The organism is Sphingomonas parapaucimobilis NBRC 15100, from assembly GCF_000787715.1.
Taxonomy (GTDB): Bacteria; Pseudomonadota; Alphaproteobacteria; order Sphingomonadales; family Sphingomonadaceae; genus Sphingomonas; species Sphingomonas parapaucimobilis.
Window position 1 is genome coordinate 1 of the sequence record NZ_BBPI01000080.1, and the last position, 16,979, is coordinate 16,979.

Consider the following 16,979-nt stretch of genomic DNA (forward strand, 5'->3'; position numbering starts at 1 on the left):
CTCTAAAAGCATGACCCCGCCTGTCCTTTCCGTAAGGGGTGTCACCGGGTCACGCTCTCGCAAGCGACCCGGTGGCTGGTGGTGTCGCCCGCCACGGGAGAAATCCTTGCGCCCAGGCGACCAGCGCCTCGTCCAGGTCGCCGTCCGTTGCCGAGCTGAAGCCCCAAGGGCATGTCATACTTCGGCTTACCCGTCATGCGGCTGGTGTTTGTCGGAACGGTCGTGCTGCCTTCAGAGGGGCCGGACGACCGCGGGCCTATCGGTGGGTTGCGACACGAACCCGTTGCGCAGCGGACGTCCGAAACCGGGAAGCGCGATCTCGAACTCGTCACCGGGACGCGTGCGAAAACCATCGGTGAAACTCAGGGTCGCAGTTCCGAAGAAATGCACATGCATGTCCCCGGCACGGCGGAACTGGGGATATTTGAAATGATGGTGTTCCAGATTGGCGATGGTGTGGCACATATTCGCCTCGCCGGTCAGGAACGGCTTTTCCCAGACGATCGCCCCATCGCGTCGAATGCGACTAGTTCCGCGCAGGTCGTCCTCGATCGGGCCGAGCACCAGTTCGGGGCCGATCGCGCAGGCCCGCAGCTTGGAATGGGCAAGCCACAGATAGTTGCCGCGTTCGGTCACATGGTCGGAGAATTCGTTGCCGACGCAAAAGCCCAGGCGGCAGGGCGTTCCGTCGGGAGCGATCAGATAGATACCGGCGAGTTCCGGTTCCTCTCCGGCGTCCTGCGCGAAATCAGGGCAGGGGATCGGCGCACCCGGCGCCACGATGCTGTCGCCGTCGCCCTTGTAAAACCATTCGGGCAGCGCGCCGATCTGCCCGGGGGCCGGACGTCCGCCGTCGAGGCCCAGCTTGAACATCTTCATCGAGTCGGTCTGGTCGGCCGCCTCCGCCAGCGACGCGTGCATTTTGGCACGCCCCTCCGCACTGCCAAGATGGGTAAGGCCGGTCCCCGACACCAGCAGATGCGCCGGATCGGGATGTGCGACGGGGGCGAGCAGGTCCCCCCGCCCAATGATCGCATCATAGTCTTGCGGTGCCCCATCGGCATGGTCGGCGATCCGCGCGGCCAAGGCGATGCCGTCACGGATCGCTGCGCTCGCATGGTCGCGAAGCGTGCCGCCCGCGCAGGGGAGGATCGAATCGCCATCGACGATGCCGGTACGGACGGAGTCTCCGTCGCGAAATTGAATGATCCGCATCGTCATGTCACTCGATGATCTCGAACTGGTCATCATAGGCATATGACAGGGTCAAGCCCAATCCCGGCACGTCGTCGGCGAGTTGCAGGAAGCCGTCCTCCGCGATCGGTTCGCCTTCGAAGATATAGTAGAACAGCTCGTTGCCGACCTCGACCGTGTGCTTCGGGAAATATTCGCTCATGGGCGAAGCCGTGCTGCTCATGGTCAGGTGATAATTGTGCATCTGACCGGCATGCGGGATGACCGGCACCGAATGCGCCTCGCACAAGGCGTTGATCTTGGTCGCGGCGGTGATGCCGCCGACGCGGTTCGTGTCGTACTGCACCACACTGACCGCCTTGCGATCGAGCAGCTGCTTGAAGCCGTACAGGCCGAATTCGTGTTCTCCGCCGGAAATGGGAATGTCGGTCAGGGCATTCAGTTCGGCATAGCCGTCGATATCGTCGGCAATGACCGGCTCTTCCAGCCACCGCGGCTGGAACCGGGTCAGCTTGGGCAGGATCCGCTTCGCATATTCCAGCGTCCAGCCCATATAGCATTCCAGCATCAGGTCGCATTCATAGCCGATGACTTCGCGGATCGCCTCGACCGACTTCAAATTCTCGGTGACGCCGCGCTGGCCATGCGCCGGGCCGTAGCCGAAACGCATCTTGAACGCGGTGAACCCCTTGTCGAGGAAGGTCTCTGCCTCCTCCTGCATGGTCGGGATATCCTCGCGATACAGCTTGGAGTAATAGCAGGGGATCTTTTCCTTGGTGCGCCCGCCCAGCAGCTTGAAGACCGGCTTGTTCACCGATTTGCCCAGGATATCCCAGATGGCCAGGTCGATCGCGGAGATCGCGGCCATCGTCACGCCCTTGCGTCCCCAGGCCAGCGTCGCGCGGTACATGCGCTGCCACAGATATTCGTAATCCCACGGGTCCTGCCCGATCACCAGCGCGGCGAGATACTCGTCGATGATCGCCTTGGCGATACGGGGCGCCAGCGCGACATTGCCCAGCCCCACGATCCCTGCGTCGGTTTCCACCTCCACCACGCACCAGTTGAGGAAGCGGAACCGCTTCATGGAATCGGCGCCATTGTCGTAAAGCTGATCCATGGCGTTGGTGCAGAAATTGGCGTGCGGTGGCACGACCTCGCCCTTCCATTCATAGACGCGGGCGCGAACGGCGGTGATCTTCATGCTATGGCTCCTGTTCAGGCGGCATCGGCCAGGCGGGCGGTCCGAGCGGACGCGCCCATGCGGCAGGCGATACGAAAGGCGTTGTGGGTGGCGTTCACGTCGGCGACATTGGTCCCGGCAATGTCATAGGCGGTGCCGTGTGCCGGGGTGGTGATCGGGATCGGCAGGCCGCCCTGCACCGTCACGCCGCGCGAGAAGCCGAGCAGCTTGATCGCGATCTGCCCCTGGTCGTGGTACATGGTGACGATGCCGTCATAGTCCCCGGCCCGGGCCTTCAGGAAGATCGTGTCGGCGGGGAAGGGGCCGTCCACCGGAAGACCCTCGGCCTGCAGCGCGGCGACCGCAGGCGCGATGATGTCGATCTCCTCGCGGCCGCAGGTCCCACCGTCCCCGCCATGCGGGTTGAGCGCGGCGACGGCGACCCGGGGGGCGGCGATGCCGCTCGCGAGCAGCGAACGGTGCAACAGGCTCGCGGCGGCCTCTACCCGGTCCTGGGTGAGATGCGCGGTCACGTCCTTCAGCGGGATATGGGAGGAGATACGCGAGGTCCACAGGTCGCCCAGCGTATTGAATTCACAGAAATAGCCCGTCACGCCGAGATATTCGGCGAAGTGGTGCAACTCGTCCTCGTGCCGCAGGCCGCCCTGCTTCATCGCGAACTTGTTGAGCGGGGCAAAGCAGATCGCATCGATCTCGCCCGCCATCGCCGCGTCCATGCATTGGTTCAGGACGGTCAGCACACTGGCGCCGCCGGCGGCATTGGCTTCGCCGCTGCGCACGTCGGCGGGATCGATCGTGTCGACAGCCAGGAAAGCCGGCGTGGAGGTATCCCCGCGGTCGCGCACGTCGGACAGCGACGCGACATCGACGGTTTCGATCGACAATCCTGTCAGAGACTTTGCCTGATCCCAAAGCCAGCGGTCCCCGACAAGGACGACATTGGCCTCGGTCAGGTCCGCCTGCGCGAGAAGTTTTGCGACGAGTTCGGGACCGATGCCTGCCGGATCACCCAGGGTCAGCGCGACGACGGGCAAAGGTGTGTCTGGATGCGATGTCATGGAATATTCCGTTCTGCTGAAACTGCGAGGGGCGGCCGTCATGCGGGGATCACGAACGAGACGTCGGGCTCGCGCTGGGTTGCGATCATGCGTTCGAATTGCAGCGTTTCGAGGTTGAAATACCCCACTCGGTCATCGTCCTGCGACACGAAGGCGATCGGCAATGTCGGGTGCAGGCTGAGCGCGATCGCCCGCGCATCCATCGGGATATGGACCTGTTCCTCCAGCGTGTCGGGATCACAGATCGACAGGCTGCGCTCGCCATAGTTGGTCACGATCAATCGGCCGTCGCGCGCCAGATATATACGCGTCGGGTCGTCGCGCGACGGTGCGCTGCGGGTCACCGTCATGGTTGCGGTGTCGATGATCGACAGCGTGCGGCTTATCCGGTTGGTGACATAGAGGCGACGCCCGTCCGGGCTCAGCCGATACCCCTCGGGCTTCAGGCCGGGATGGCAGGCGACCGGCGCGACCAGCGGATCGCGCGGCGCGACGCGGGTGACCGTATGCGAGAGCAGGTTCATCACATAGGCCACTTCGCCATCGGGCGTCAGCGCGAAGAGGTGCGACTTGATCCCGCCGACCGGCACGGCCCGCGACGGTGCCGTGTCCCGCGCCGGATCGTCGAATGCCAGCAGCACGCCCTGTTCTTCGCTCAGCACATAAAGCCGGTCCTGCTGGTCGATCTGAACGCCGTGAGGCCGATGATAGGGCGCGAAGTCGATCGTGCGGACGTGCTGGCGGGCCGCGATGTCGATCTGGAGGATGGCGCTGCCGCCTCTTCCGGGATGGCCGGACGTTTCCACGCCATAATGGCCGACATAGGCATAATGCCGTGCGGCATCGACCACGAATTCGTGCGGGAAATCCGGTAGCGCGATCGACGCCGTCCGTTCGCCGGTCGCAAGGTCGTAATAGCTGAAACAGTGGCTGCACTTCTCGACGAGAAGCAACGTGCCCGAGATGTCCGTCATGCTGGCATGTCCTGAACGGGGCGGGCCGCCGCGCGGGTGGCCAACCGGATACGATAGAGTGAGGTGGTCGCGGTGATGAACAGCTCATCCCCATTCGGCCCGCCAAAGGTGCAGTTGCTGACCTTTTCGGGAACCGGAATGCGGGCCAGACGGGTGCCGTCGGGGTGGTAGAGCTGGATCGAGTCCGCCGAACTGGTGAAGATCCAGCCGCGCGCGTCCACGCGGAAGCCGTCGGCGAGACCAGGCTCGACGACCGCGAAGACGCGCGGGCTGGTCAGGCATTGCCCGTCGACGACGTCGAAGGACAGGATATGGTGGTTGCCCGTGCCATCGTCACGCAGCGCGGCCGAGGTGTCCGACACATACAGCACCATCTCGTCGGGGCTGAACGCGAGACCGTTGGGTTCCTCGATCCGGTCGGTCGCGATCGTGATCTCCCCCGTCGCGGGATCGAAGCGATAGACGTGGTTGCCTGTCTGTTCGCTGGGAGCCTTGTGCCCCTCGCGGTCGGATACGATCCCATAGGGCGGGTCGCTGAACCAGATCGTGCCGTCGGACTTGACGACCACGTCGTTGGGGGAATTCAGGCGTCGACCGTCGAAGCGATCGACCAGCGTCTCGACGCGTCCGTCCTGCGCCGTGCGTTCGATCGCCCGCCGTCCGTGCGAACAACTGACCAACCGGCCTTCGCGGTCGATTGTGTTCCCGTTTGTGAACTCGCAATTTTCGCGAAAGACCCGCAGCCCGTCCTGGGCCGACCAGCTCAGCATCCGGTTGGCCGGAATATCGCTCCAGACCAGCAAGCCCTGACCATCGAGCCACGCCGGGCCTTCGGACCAGGTCGCACCGCTGGCAAGACGTTCGAGCTGGCTGTCAGGATAAAAGGCGGCCCGGGCGCGCTCGTCGAAAATCTCGATCGGCAATATCGCTGATAGCTCTTCGATCATCCTCACCTCTTCGGCTTTGTCGTCGCCAGGATACAAGCTTGGCGACATTTTGCAAGCGCTTGCAAAAAGACTTAAAAATTTGCGACCGTCTTGGCGCCGACGATCACCAGCGGTCTGGCATCGGGATGGCCGCCGGGGTGACGCCAGAGCTGCATGTTGGGACGAACGACCAGTCCCTTTCGGACATTGAAGCCGTAATACACCTCGACCATCTGCTCCGATCGGCGCGGAGCGAGCGTCGTCCGCCCCATATCGCAGAGCGCCTCGTCCAGACGGGTCAGATGGTCGTTGATACGGCCCAGGCCGATGCCGACGGCGAGTTCGTCCACGGGACGCGAGGGGATGAGGCCGGTGGCCGTGATCCCGGCTCCCAGCTTGCCATACATCGTGGATGCGCCGCTGGTCGTCCAGGTGGCGTTGACGAACGTGCTCACCGCGCCGCTGCCATCCGGGCGCGGGGGAATGAGCGTCTGCTGTACGTTCCCGAACACCCCCCAGTGGCGATTGTCGATGGCGCGCGGCAATTTCCCCAGGACTTGCGGCCGTCCGTCCGTATCGAACGCGATATCGGGTAATTTTGCATTGCTGTAGAAGAACCCTGCCTTGACGATCCCCGGCCGCGCCTTCCCCAGCGGATTGACGAAGCGAGCCTCGACCGGCAGCAGGATGCCGATGCCGCCGTTCGTCCGCAGGCTGAACCCAACTTCCGGGTCGATGTTGCGGGGATCGACCTGATACAGCCCGACCGCCAGTATCTTGTCGGGCGCCACGTTGATCAGCGCGCGGCCGCCCCATTGGCTGACCGGGAAATTGTACCAGAGATTGTGCGCGATATGTCCCGTAGCGGACCCGACCAGATAGAGGCTCATGAAGTCGCCGCGTCCGGCGTTGAAATCATCCCCCGGCGCCACACGCCCCAGCTTGAGGTCGATCGGTCCGATCCTGTCCTGCCAGAAAGCCGCCGTCAGCCGCCAGATCCTTCCCCGCCCAAAGGTGCCCTGCGAGAATTGGAGCAGGTTGACCCCGATCTGCCGGTCGAGGAGGGGGCCGTCGCGCTTGGTGATGGTGGCCTGGAACATGCCCGGCAGTCCCATCGTCTTCCGCAGGTCGGCGGTGATGCCCGCATTGATCTGCCACACCAGCGTGGCGTCGTGCCGGGGAGCGCCCGCGGCATCTGCGCCGAACTCGCCCACCACGGACAGGGTGGGCACGATCCCCCTGGCGCTCAGTTTGGGCAGGACGCCGCCCCAGTCGCCGAACAGGCGCGGGTTGGCAGTGATCGGCACATTCGTTCCCGGCGGCGATGGCTTGCGGGAAGGATGCGCCACTTCCTGCGATCGCGACGGTAACGGTGCGGGGTCGCCCGCCAGCTCGGGTCGGGCGGGCACGGTTGCCACCGGCTGCGGGTCGGCGGGGAAGGCGGACGGAAAGGCCGTGGCAATGGCCGCGGCGATGACGGTCAGCATGGCGTGATATCCTTGTCAAAGGAGCGGTTACGGGACGACCTGCCAGAGCAGGGCGATCAGGAGGAAGGCGATGCCGCCCCCCGCCGCCGTCGCCGGCGTCCACCGAGTGAGGCCTTCGCGTGTCGTCAGTCCGCTCAGTCGCGTGACGAACCAGAAGCCGCCGTCATTGACGTGCGACAGGCACATGCCGCCCGCACCCATCGCCAATGCGAGCAGCGCCAGCCGATTCGGCGACAGGTCCATCGTTGCGACCAGCGGCTGCAGGATGCCGGCCGTCGCCATCAGCGCGACGGTGGTCGGCCCTTGAAGGACCCGCAACGCCAGGGTCGCCGCGAACGCCAGCGCAAGCACGGGAAGGCCCGTATCCTGCAAGGCTCCACTCAATGCGGCGCCAACGCCTGTGCCGACCAGGATCTGGGCCAGTCCGCCCCCGGCGCCGGTCACCAGGATGACCATCGCCGTCGGGGGCAGTGCGGATGCCAGCGTGTCGGACACCACCGACATGGGCTGCCCCCGTCGAATGCCAAGCAGCCAGGCACATAGAAGGACGTCGATCAGCAGGGCGATATAGGGAACGCCCAGGAGGCCGATCACATAGGCCACGACGGAACCGGCAGGCAGCAGGGCGCCAGCCAGCATCCCGCCCAGGATCAGGACGATCGGCAGGGCGATCACGCAAACGATCAACGACACGGGCACCTCGTCCAGCGCGCTGGACCGCTGGATCGCACTGACCCCATGGCCCTCCGGCAGATGGCCGCCCTGCTCGATCTGCTCGGCGACTTCCGGAAGCACGCCGACCGGGCGCCGCATGATGACGCGGGTGACCGGGAACATCAGCATCGCCGTCACCGCCGCGATCGGAAGCCCGAACAGCACCATTCGCCCCAGATCGATCCCCAGAATACCGGCGACCGCAACGGCTCCGGGATGTGGCGGCAGCAGCGAATGCACCAGAAGGAGGATCGCGCAGACCGGAACGGCGTAGACGGCGGGCGGGCGGCCGGTGCGACGCGACACGCCGTAGATCACCGGCATCAGCATGATGACCCCGACCTCGAAGAAGACGGGGATGCCCAGGATGAACGCGGTGGCGCAAAGGGCCAGGGGAATGCGATCGGTGCCGAACCGGGCGGCCAGGGCATCCGCAAGCGCCCTGGCACCTCCAGATTGATCGACCATGCGGCCGATCATCGCCCCAAGCGCGACGAGAAGGGCGACGTGGCCCAGCGTCTTGCCCACCCCTCCCTCGACCATCTTCAGGGCGGCCTCGACGCTGCCGACGCCGGCCGCGGCAAGCAGCGTGGCCACGATGGTCAGGGACAAGAAGGGATGCAGTCGCAGCTTCAGGATCATGAACAGGAGCAGGGCCAGTGACCCTAGCCCGAGCAGCAACGGCGTCATGCTTTCCAACATCTCTCTCCTATTCCCGCGAACCGCTTTCGGTTTCGCTGCCTCCCCATCAGTTCAATCACGTTTTGCAAGCGCTTGCAATATCCGATCGCCATGCGTAGGTTTGACGGATAAGAAGTTGTTGGGACGAGGACATGCCCGAGTGGATTCAGGCCATGGTCGCATGGGCGATGACACCCCTGTCAGGTGCCGGTGAACATCACATTGCGGTCATCGTGTCGTGGCATGCCCGCTGCATGGTTGTGGGATGGAACATCCTGCTGCCGCTTGGCATGCTGGTCGCCCGATTCCTTAAAATCCCTCGCCTTTCGCAATGGCCTCACAAACTCGATCAACGGCTGTGGTGGCTGCTCCACGTACGGCTCCAGGTCGCCGGGTGCGCCATGGCCGCGATCGGCCTTGCCCTGATCCTGGGGCACGGCAGGGATCAAGGCGCGATGGCGCTATGGCATCATCGACTGGGATGGGCGGTAATGTCCGCCGCGCTCCTCCAGATACTGGGCGGCATGTTGCGCGGGACAAAGGGCGGCCCGACCGACCGGACGAGTCTGCGCGGCGATCATTATGATATGACGTTGCGGCGTCGTATTTTCGAGCGCGTGCACAAGTCTCTGGGCTGGCTCTGCCTGCCGCCGGTATGGGCCGCGACGGCACTGGGCCTGATCATGGTCGACGCTCCGCGCTGGATGCCTGTAGTCCTGACGATCTGGTGGGTGGCTTTCCTTGCGGTCTTTATCCACCTGCAACGCACCGGACGGTGTTACGACACCTACCATGCCATCTGGGGCGATGACCCCGGCCATCCCGGCAATAGCCGACGTCCGATCGGCATCTGGGTTCGGAGCCATCCGACGCGGGGATGACTGGCGGGGGCGGCTTGCCATATAGTCGAATATCGGGCTGAATCGTCGACATGACCCGCCGCAGCCCCACCCTGAACGAAGTCGCTCGCCTGGCAGGCGTATCGCCTTCCGCAGTCTCCAGGACATTCACCGTCGGTGCCAGCGTGGCGGACAAGACGCGAGCCAAGGTCCTTCAGGCGGCGGAATTGATCGGATACCGCCCGAACCTGCTGGCACGCTCGCTCAGCAGGCAACGCAGCGGCACGGTGGGAATAGCCGTCACCCGCCTCGAGAACAGTTTCAATTCGCTGCTGCTCGAGGAGTTGGCGACGGCCTTGCAACGCGTCGGATTGGGGTGTCGCCTGATCGTGACGGGTGACCGAGATGCCGTGGATGTCCGTATCGAAGAGGTGCTCCAACATCAGATCGACGTTCTGGTGTTGTGCGCCGTCAATCTCTCATCCCGAATCGAGGAAGAATGCGCCGCGATCGGCGTGCCCGTCGTTATGGTCAACCGCATCACGCCGGGTGTCGGACGCAGCGCCCGGGCGATCGCCATTGTCGGGTCCAATGAGGAAGGCGGCCGGGTGGTCGCCGATCATCTGGCGGAGGCGGGCCATCGCAGCTTTGCCTTCATCGCCGGCTCCGCGGACGCATCGAACAGCCGTGAACGCGAAGCCGGGTTCATTGCGGGCTTGGCCAAAAGCGGTTTGCCCGCGCCCATCGTTGAGACGGGCCATTACACCTTCAACGGAGCGATGGACGCGACCCGCACGATATTGAACACGGTCAATCGACCTGATGCCCTTTTCTGCGCCAATGATCATATGGCGCTTGCCGCCATCACGGTCGCGCAAACGGAATTCGGTTTGTCCGTCGGGAAAGACATTTCCATCGTTGGCTTCGACGATTCGCCCGCGGCGCGTTTCGGCGCAGGCTTGACCAGCTTTTCGCAGCCAGCCAGCCTCATGGCCGAAGAGGCGGCCAGAAATATCATCGCGCTTCTCGGCGGGAACAGGACTGAAGACGGACTTTTCGTTGTCCCTGGATCATTGAAAATACGAGGATCTTCGCGGCCCGCTAATCCGTAGGGCGATGTACGGACTTTCGACGGATCATGCCTCCGCGAGCGTCGCTGAAGGCTGTCATGAATTGGGGAAGGGGAGGGCGAATGGCCGACGTCCCTCTGGCCGTTTCCGTTCAAACTTGCGCTACCTGTCGGAATGCCATGCGGCGATACCGCTATTGCCCAAGGTGACTCCAGCCCATCTATCGAATGGCGGCCTCGGCTATCGCCACGGTTGCCGCCCTACCTCTTCGCCGTTCCATTTCCTGGGCGGGTGAGGCACCTTGCCCGAACGACTGCTTGGCAACACTGTGTGGCTTGAACCGCTGGTCCAGATAGCCGCCCGCGACCGAGCCACCCAGCACCAGGGCACCTATGATACCGGCGCCGAGAAACCCTGTGCTGCGTCTCATATGACCACTCCCGAAAGCGTGCAGGCAAATACGGGTCGGAAACGGGCCTGTCTGGGGCAGGCTCCCTGCGAAACAGTTTATTACACGTCTCGCGCATCACAGCCTGGATCGGTGCCTGGCCCGTCATGCCCGGCCGGTTGGCACCCGAGCGATCCGCGTCGTAAAGGCGGGCGATCCCATATCCGATCAAAAACGCCACCGTCGTCTGAACCCCTGTTCGACCGTGACAGCGGCGACAGTCCCCAAGCGACCAACCGCCCAAATCTCTTCCGATCCGTTCGATAATAACAGGCCAATGATCCGGCTGCCCAACTCTGGCCTCGGCGGGGCACCATTGTCCGGTAAGACTGGCGAGTCTTCTCAGACATCACCGCGCCGCTTGCATCGACTTATGTCGGACTATAGCCCGGTCTATCAGGACGCCGGGGGAATTCATGATCCGGCGGTGAAGCGGGAGGGGGCGCGTCATGCGCAAATTGGGCCGATCGCGCCATTTGTATCTGTTGCGGGCCATGGTGCTCGTCAGCGCGGTGGCGCTGGGCAGCAAGGCCGTATTCCCGGCACCGCGTGAAGAGGTTCTTCTGGGGGATGTCGTCCCCGCGCATGATCCGGTGCTGATTCGCGAAGGCGATCGCTATTACGTCTATTCGACGGGACAGCGCGAGCGGCGGCCGCTGGTGGCCCGGACTTCGCGCGACTTGCGACACTGGGCTGCGTTGCCGTCGCCTTTGCCCGATCTGCCGGACTGGGCACGGGCAGCGGTGCCTGGCGCGCGCGAGATGTGGGCTCCCGACATTACGCGGGTCGGAAATCGATACCGGCTATATTATTCGGTTTCCCGCTTCGGCACGCAGCATTCGGCGATCGGATTGGCGACCGCCACGACGCTGGACCCGGCCGCGCCCGGCTATGGCTGGCGGGACGAGGGGCTGGTGATCGCCTCGCGGGAGGGGGATCCGTATAATGCGATCGACCCGGCGTTCGTGCGTGATCGCGGTGGCGGAGAATGGCTGAGCTTTGGAAGTTTCTGGGGCGGGATCCAGCTGGTCCGGCTCGATCCGCAGAGCGGAAAGCCTGCGGCGGGCGCCACGCCGCAGATGATCGCCCGGCGTGATATGGGGGACAAGACCAATGCGATCGAAGCGCCCTTCATCATCGATCATGGTGGCTGGTACTGGCTGATCGTATCGTTCGACTTTTGCTGTCGTGGAACCAGCAGCAGTTATCATCTGCGCATCGGGCGCGCGCGGTCGATCGAAGGCCCCTATCTGGACCGTTCGGGCCGGGCGATGCGCGAGGGCGGCGGGACGGTATTGCTTCGGGCGGATGCGGCAGGGCGCGATCGCTTTCGGGGGCCGGGTCATGCCGGCGTGATGCGTGATCGCGACGGGCACCATTATCTGGTCCATCACGCCTATGACGCGGCGGCCGGGGGCGTCGCGACGTTGCGGATCGCCCGGCTCCAATGGGACAGGGCGGGATGGCCGGTCGTGGAAAAGACGGCGTCCTGACCGTCGCGTCGTTTCGGCGGGTGGGCGATCCATTGCCCGATCTTGACATAACAGGTCGCGATCGTTTCCGGCGGCCAGGCTCCGAAGTGCCGGAAAGATCCGTGCGCCAATCTAAAAGACCGACAAGTGAGCCTTTGTCCAAATGGGGCAGGCCCGTCATCCTATCTCCCTGAATACCAACCGAAATGGCATGATCGGAAGCGCTAACATCTTCACAGGCCCCCCATCAGGGAGTGTGGCCCAAAATCCACTATCTGAACCTTGTATAAAATTTTTGTTATCATCGTCTTGACCTGACTGAGCGTTAGTCAGACAAATCGTCCCGTCACTGGCACCGAAAACTCGGGCCAAATGGAGGGGAAATCTGATGAAGCGCCACATCCTTTTGCTGTCCGTCACGCCATGGGCGTTGCTGGCGGCCCCCGCCATGGCCCAGACGTCGACGAACGCGAAGACGACCCAGCCCGCCGATCCGAACGCCCCGATCGAGGCGCAGACCGCCATCGGCATCCGCCAGGACGTCGCCGAAGTGCCGGACCGCAGCCCGGTCCAGGCCTCGACCACCGGCCTGCCCGAAACGCAGGCCGATCCGCGCGATATCGTCGTCACCGGCTTTCGCGCCAGCCTGGGTTCGGCGCAGGCGATCAAGCGCAATTCCGACGCGATCCTCGATGCGATCGTCGCACAGGACATTGGCAAGCTGCCCGACAATACGGCGGCCGAGTCGCTGGCGCGCGTGACCGGCGTCCAGGTCAGCCGCTATAGTGACGAAGTGAATCAGGTGCTGGTCCGCGGTCTGCCCGACGTGGCGACGACCTTTAACGGGCGCGACATCTTCACCGCCGAGGGGCGGCGCGTCGCGCTCCAGGATTTTCCGGCGGGCGCACTGGCGGGCCTCGAAGTCTACAAGTCCGGCACCGCCGACCTGCTGGAGCCCGGGCTGGCGGGCCTCATCAACGTGCGTTCGCGTCGGCCTTTCGACTTCGAGAAGGGCTTCACGATCGCGGGCGGCGTTCGCGGCACCTATAACGACCAGTCGAAGAAATTCGACCCGCTGGGCAACCTGCTGATCAGCCAGCGCGCCGACACCGCGATCGGCGAGATCGGCTGGCTCATCAACGCCTCCTATACCCAGGCGCAGTATCGCAATGCGGTACGCTGGGGCGAGAACAATTCCAACTCGCCGACCGCGGGCACGACCGTGCTGCCGACGTCGGTCGGCCGCGATTTCCAGGTTCCGACCGCGGTCGGCGTCTATAACGACAGCGGCAAGCGCTGGCGTCCGGCGGTCAATGCCAGCGTCCAGTGGCGCCCGGCGCACAATCTCGAACTCTATTACGACTTCCTCTACCAGGGCTATCGCGGCGAGATCGCGAACGACTGGTTCCGCGTTCCGCTGCTCGACAACAACCCGACGCTGAGCGACGTCGTGCTGCGCCCCGGCCAGCCGCTTCAGGTGCAGAGCCTGACCAAGACCGGCGGCTATCGCCCCGAGGCGTATCGCAGCACCGCCAAGGGCTATACCAATACCTATCAGGCGGCAGGCGGCGCCAAATGGGATATCGGTCGCGCGCACCTGTCGACCGATCTGGCCTATACCAATTCGGAATATGGCTCGGACGAGTGGAGCTTCGACACCGCCTTTTCCAAGCCGCCGGTCGCGAACGTCAATTTCTTCGTCAACGATGGCGTATCGTTCGACCTGCCGGGCTTCGACAACACCAACCCGGCCAACTATATCTGGCGCGGTTACTTCGAAGCGACCTACCGCGTGCAGGGCAAGGGGTGGCAGTGGCGCACCGACCTGGACCTCGATACCGATTTGTCGCTGTTCCCCAAGCTGCAATTCGGTATCCGCTGGACCGATCGCGACGCGTCGCTGAAGCGCGGCAACCGCTATGCCTATACCGAGCCGCTCGCGATCCCCCTGGCGCAGGTCCCGACCGGCGATCTGGGGCTGACCCAGAATGCATTCCGCGGCAATCAGGGCTTCACCAGCTGGCTGATGCCGTCGCGGGACGGCATTGCGGGCAATGCGCCGCAGCTTCGTGAATATGCCTTCAACGCGCTGCAACGGCTGGTCGCGGCCAATCCGGCCGATCAGGGCTATCGCGACGCGCTGAACCGTTTCGCATCGCCCAACGTCCAGCTGGACCCGCTGGCGGCCTTCTACGCGACCGAACAGACCTATGCCTTTTACGGGCAGGCCAAATATGAGTTCAATATCGGCTCGGTGCGGTTCGACGGTATGCTCGGCACGCGGGTCGTCAATACGGTGGGCGAGTATCGGGGCATCTCGACGGTGCTGTTCGACGGCACGCGTCGCAGCGAGGTGCGCACCACCCGCGCCAATTATGTCGACATCCTGCCCAACGTATCGCTGCGCATCCGGCCCGACGACAAGCTGCAGATTCGCCTCGGTGTCACCAAGACGCGGACCAAGCCTGAATTCAGCCAGCTGAATCCGGCCCTGAACATCGAGCAGAACACGCAACAGGTCGTTCCCGACCAGCCGCTTGATCCACGTTTCCCGGCGGGTTTGAACACGCGGCCCAACGCCTATGGCAGCGGGGGTAATCCCGACCTGCGGCCGCTGACCTCGACCAACTATGACGCGACGGTCGAATATTATTTCTCGCCGACCGCGTCGCTGACCGCCGCCATATTCTACCGTGATCTCGACGGATTCATCAGCAATTACGTCAATCGGACCATTGATCCCTTTTATGGCCTGATCGAAATCAACCGGCCGGAAAATGCGGGCAAGGGGCGGATCAAGGGCGTGGAAGTCGGCGGCCAGACCTTCTTCGACTTCCTGCCGGGCCTGTGGAGCGGCTTCGGCGTGCAGGCGAACGTCACCTATCTGGAAGGCAAGCAGCGTTATCCGGCCAATCTGTTTGCTGCGTCCGGAGGCACCACGCCGCCGCCGTTCGTGCCGATCACAGGCCTGTCAAAATGGACCTACAATATCGCGCTCTTCTATGAAAAGGGCGACGTGTCGACCCGCCTGTCGTTCAACAATCGCGATGCCTTCCTGAACGGCAATTTCATCAACGGCGCTGGATTCTACAATGGTGAGGGCACGACCCGTATCCAGCGGCTTGATTTCGGCTTCAACTATAACATCACCAAGGAAATCACGATCGCGTTCGACGCGGCCAACCTGCTGGCCAAGCCGTTCAACAACTATCGCAGCTATGGCAACGGCCTGTCCTATCCGCGCGACGTGCGTGACGAGGGCCGGTACTATGGTCTGGGCGTGCGCTTCCGCTTCTGACCGATCGGGGTGGGTTTCGCCCACCCCCTCAATCCCCAACGCAGCCTCGCAGGGCAGGGACGGCACCACGCCGTCTCTGCCCTTTTTCTATGGGAGTAGTGACACCCCTCCCCTTCAGGGGAGGGGCTACTCCGATCAGACCAGCGCGTTGCGGCGGATCAGTTCCTTATACCATTGCGCGCTCAGCTTGGGCGTGCGCTTCTGGGTCGCATAGTCGACATGGTGCAGGCCGAAGCGCAGGGCGTAACCATCGGCCCATTCGAAATTGTCCATCAGGCTCCAGAGGAAATAGCCCTTGAGCGGATAGCCCTCGACGGCGGCGCGGCGGAACTGGCCCAGATAGTTGCGCAGATACATGATCCGGTCGCCGTCATCGACCAGCCCCTTGTCGTTCAGCTTGTCATCGGCCGAGGTGCCGTTCTCGGAGATGTAGATCGCCTTGGGGTTCCACATCTCGCTGACCGCGCGGACGCCCCAATAGGCGGCTTCGGGGCCGACATAGAGCCAGGGCGAGGCCATGCGCGGCGAGTTGGGCAGATGCGGCAGCGGGGTATAGCCGCGCGGATCCTCCGGGTTCGCCTTGACGAAGGTGGGCGTGTAGATGTTGAGCGCCACGAAATCGAGCGGGCTGGCGATCGCGGCCATGTCGCCCGCCTGCACCTTGGGCGCATCGGCGCCTGCGGCCTTCAGATAGGCGTCGGTGTACTTGCCCTCCATCACGGCGGTCAGGAACATCGCGTTCTCTTCGCGCATCGCCTTCTTCGTCGCCTCGATATGTTCGGGCGTCTCAATGACGGGGACGAAGATGCTGGCATTGTCGGCGATGCCGACCTCGGTGCCCGCCTTGGCATTGGCGCGGATCGCCTGGACGCCCAGGCCGTGCGCCAGGCAGCCATGGTGGCGGACCTGGTTCACCTGGCCCTGGGGCAGCTTCAGGCCCGGTGCGTGGATGCCGACCATATGGCCGAGATCGGTGAAGCAGCGCAGTTCGTTGACCGTCATGAAGCGGTGGACGCGGTCGGACAGCTTGCCCGCCATGAAGCCCGCATAGTCCGCGAACGCCTTGGCCGTGTCGCGATTCTGCCAGCCGCCCGGCAGCGCCTGGGGCAGGTCCCAATGGAACATGGTCACGTTGGGCTGGATGCCCGCCGCCAGCAGCGCGTCGATCACGCGGTTGTAATAGTCCAGGCCCTTCTGGTTGAACTTGCCACGCCCCTCTGGGAAGATACGCGACCAGGCGATCGACATGCGATACGCCTTCACGCCCAGATTCTTCAGGAGCGCGATGTCCTCGTTATAGCGGTGATAGCTGTCGCAGGCGACGTCGCCGGTATCGTTGTTCGCGACCTTGCCCGGCGTGTGCGAGAACACGTCCCAGTTGGTCAGGCCGCGCCCGTCTTCCTTCACCGCGCCTTCGATCTGATAGGCGGCGGTGGCGCAGCCCCAGAGGAAGTCCTTGGGAAAGCCGAGGTCCGAGGCGGTGGCGGCCGCCGCGCGTGCGGCGGTCAGCGAGCCGCCTCCCGTCGCGAGCGCGGCACCACCCAGCGTCATGCCGGACTTCATGAAATTACGACGGTCCATATTCTATCCTCTTCTGTAACTTTTGTGACGATG

At 63.9% G+C, this 16,979-nt stretch carries 12 protein-coding genes; 4 read left to right on the forward strand and 8 right to left on the reverse strand.

Features of this window, described 5'->3' with window-relative positions; translation table 11 throughout:
• Window positions 1–231: 231 nt before the first annotated feature.
• The 7 genes from araD1 to SP5_RS15170 all read right to left on the reverse strand — a co-directional run bounded on the left by araD1 (window position 232) and on the right by SP5_RS15170 (window position 8,259).
• Window positions 232–1,221 carry an AraD1 family protein gene (araD1, locus tag SP5_RS15140; RefSeq protein WP_281177347.1) on the reverse strand — a complete coding sequence of 330 codons (990 nt, stop codon included), beginning with the start codon at window positions 1,219–1,221 and terminating at the stop codon, window positions 232–234.
• A 1-nt stretch (window position 1,222) separates the two neighbouring features.
• Window positions 1,223–2,398, reverse strand: coding sequence for an L-rhamnonate dehydratase (locus SP5_RS15145; protein ID WP_042490353.1), 1,176 nt, complete (start codon window positions 2,396–2,398; stop codon window positions 1,223–1,225).
• Between the two features lie 14 nt (window positions 2,399–2,412).
• The gene (locus SP5_RS15150; protein ID WP_042490356.1) at window positions 2,413–3,456 is read right to left on the reverse strand and encodes a 4-hydroxythreonine-4-phosphate dehydrogenase PdxA; all 1,044 of its coding nucleotides are present in this window, start codon (window positions 3,454–3,456) and stop codon (window positions 2,413–2,415) included.
• Window positions 3,457–3,494: 38 nt separating this feature from the next.
• Window positions 3,495–4,430, reverse strand: coding sequence for a YncE family protein (locus SP5_RS15155; protein ID WP_042490358.1), 936 nt, complete (start codon window positions 4,428–4,430; stop codon window positions 3,495–3,497).
• The gene (locus SP5_RS15160) at window positions 4,427–5,377 is read right to left on the reverse strand and encodes an SMP-30/gluconolactonase/LRE family protein (RefSeq protein ID WP_089413679.1); all 951 of its coding nucleotides are present in this window, start codon (window positions 5,375–5,377) and stop codon (window positions 4,427–4,429) included. Before SP5_RS15160 ends, SP5_RS15155 begins: the two co-directional genes overlap by 4 nt.
• Window positions 5,378–5,448: 71 nt before the next feature.
• Entirely contained in the window at window positions 5,449–6,843 is a 1,395-nt protein-coding gene (locus tag SP5_RS15165) for a carbohydrate porin (RefSeq protein WP_042490360.1), read from the reverse strand.
• Between the two features lie 27 nt (window positions 6,844–6,870).
• Window positions 6,871–8,259, reverse strand: coding sequence for a GntT/GntP/DsdX family permease (locus tag SP5_RS15170; RefSeq protein ID WP_217995705.1), 1,389 nt, complete (start codon window positions 8,257–8,259; stop codon window positions 6,871–6,873).
• A gap of 131 nt (window positions 8,260–8,390) precedes the next feature.
• On the opposite strand from SP5_RS15170, the gene SP5_RS15175 reads away from it, so the two are divergent.
• From SP5_RS15175 to SP5_RS15190, 4 genes are all read left to right on the forward strand, one after another.
• Window positions 8,391–9,119 carry a cytochrome b561 domain-containing protein gene (locus SP5_RS15175; RefSeq protein WP_217995706.1) on the forward strand — a complete coding sequence of 243 codons (729 nt, stop codon included), beginning with the start codon at window positions 8,391–8,393 and terminating at the stop codon, window positions 9,117–9,119.
• Between the two features lie 50 nt (window positions 9,120–9,169).
• Window positions 9,170–10,189, forward strand: coding sequence for a LacI family DNA-binding transcriptional regulator (locus SP5_RS15180; protein WP_042490362.1), 1,020 nt, complete (start codon window positions 9,170–9,172; stop codon window positions 10,187–10,189).
• 855 nt (window positions 10,190–11,044) lie between these two features.
• Complete coding sequence (locus SP5_RS15185; RefSeq protein ID WP_084220718.1) at window positions 11,045–12,088, forward strand: arabinan endo-1,5-alpha-L-arabinosidase; 1,044 nt, start codon at window positions 11,045–11,047, stop codon at window positions 12,086–12,088.
• A 367-nt stretch (window positions 12,089–12,455) separates the two neighbouring features.
• The gene (locus SP5_RS15190; RefSeq protein ID WP_042490364.1) at window positions 12,456–15,365 is read left to right on the forward strand and encodes a TonB-dependent receptor; all 2,910 of its coding nucleotides are present in this window, start codon (window positions 12,456–12,458) and stop codon (window positions 15,363–15,365) included.
• A 135-nt stretch (window positions 15,366–15,500) separates the two neighbouring features.
• On the opposite strand, the gene SP5_RS15195 is transcribed toward SP5_RS15190, so the two are convergent.
• Entirely contained in the window at window positions 15,501–16,946 is a 1,446-nt protein-coding gene (locus SP5_RS15195; RefSeq protein ID WP_042490366.1) for a GH1 family beta-glucosidase, read from the reverse strand.
• Window positions 16,947–16,979: the final 33 nt, after the last annotated feature.

Bases quoted from the DNA above. Each gene is read 5' to 3' on its own strand.
- SP5_RS15185 (WP_084220718.1), top strand. From the start codon at position 11,045: ATGCGCAAATTGGGCCGATCGCGCCATTTGTATCTGTTGCGGGCCATG.
- SP5_RS15175 (WP_217995706.1), top strand. From the start codon at position 8,391: ATGCCCGAGTGGATTCAGGCCATGGTCGCATGGGCGATGACACCCCTG.
- SP5_RS15160 (WP_089413679.1), bottom strand. From the start codon at position 5,377: ATGATCGAAGAGCTATCAGCGATATTGCCGATCGAGATTTTCGACGAG.
- SP5_RS15165 (WP_042490360.1), bottom strand. From the start codon at position 6,843: ATGCTGACCGTCATCGCCGCGGCCATTGCCACGGCCTTTCCGTCCGCC.
- SP5_RS15155 (WP_042490358.1), bottom strand. From the start codon at position 4,430: ATGACGGACATCTCGGGCACGTTGCTTCTCGTCGAGAAGTGCAGCCAC.
- SP5_RS15145 (WP_042490353.1), bottom strand. From the start codon at position 2,398: ATGAAGATCACCGCCGTTCGCGCCCGCGTCTATGAATGGAAGGGCGAG.
- SP5_RS15195 (WP_042490366.1), bottom strand. From the start codon at position 16,946: ATGGACCGTCGTAATTTCATGAAGTCCGGCATGACGCTGGGTGGTGCC.
- SP5_RS15150 (WP_042490356.1), bottom strand. From the start codon at position 3,456: ATGACATCGCATCCAGACACACCTTTGCCCGTCGTCGCGCTGACCCTG.
- SP5_RS15190 (WP_042490364.1), top strand. From the start codon at position 12,456: ATGAAGCGCCACATCCTTTTGCTGTCCGTCACGCCATGGGCGTTGCTG.
- SP5_RS15170 (WP_217995705.1), bottom strand. From the start codon at position 8,259: ATGTTGGAAAGCATGACGCCGTTGCTGCTCGGGCTAGGGTCACTGGCC.
- SP5_RS15180 (WP_042490362.1), top strand. From the start codon at position 9,170: ATGACCCGCCGCAGCCCCACCCTGAACGAAGTCGCTCGCCTGGCAGGC.
- araD1 (WP_281177347.1), bottom strand. From the start codon at position 1,221: ATGACGATGCGGATCATTCAATTTCGCGACGGAGACTCCGTCCGTACC.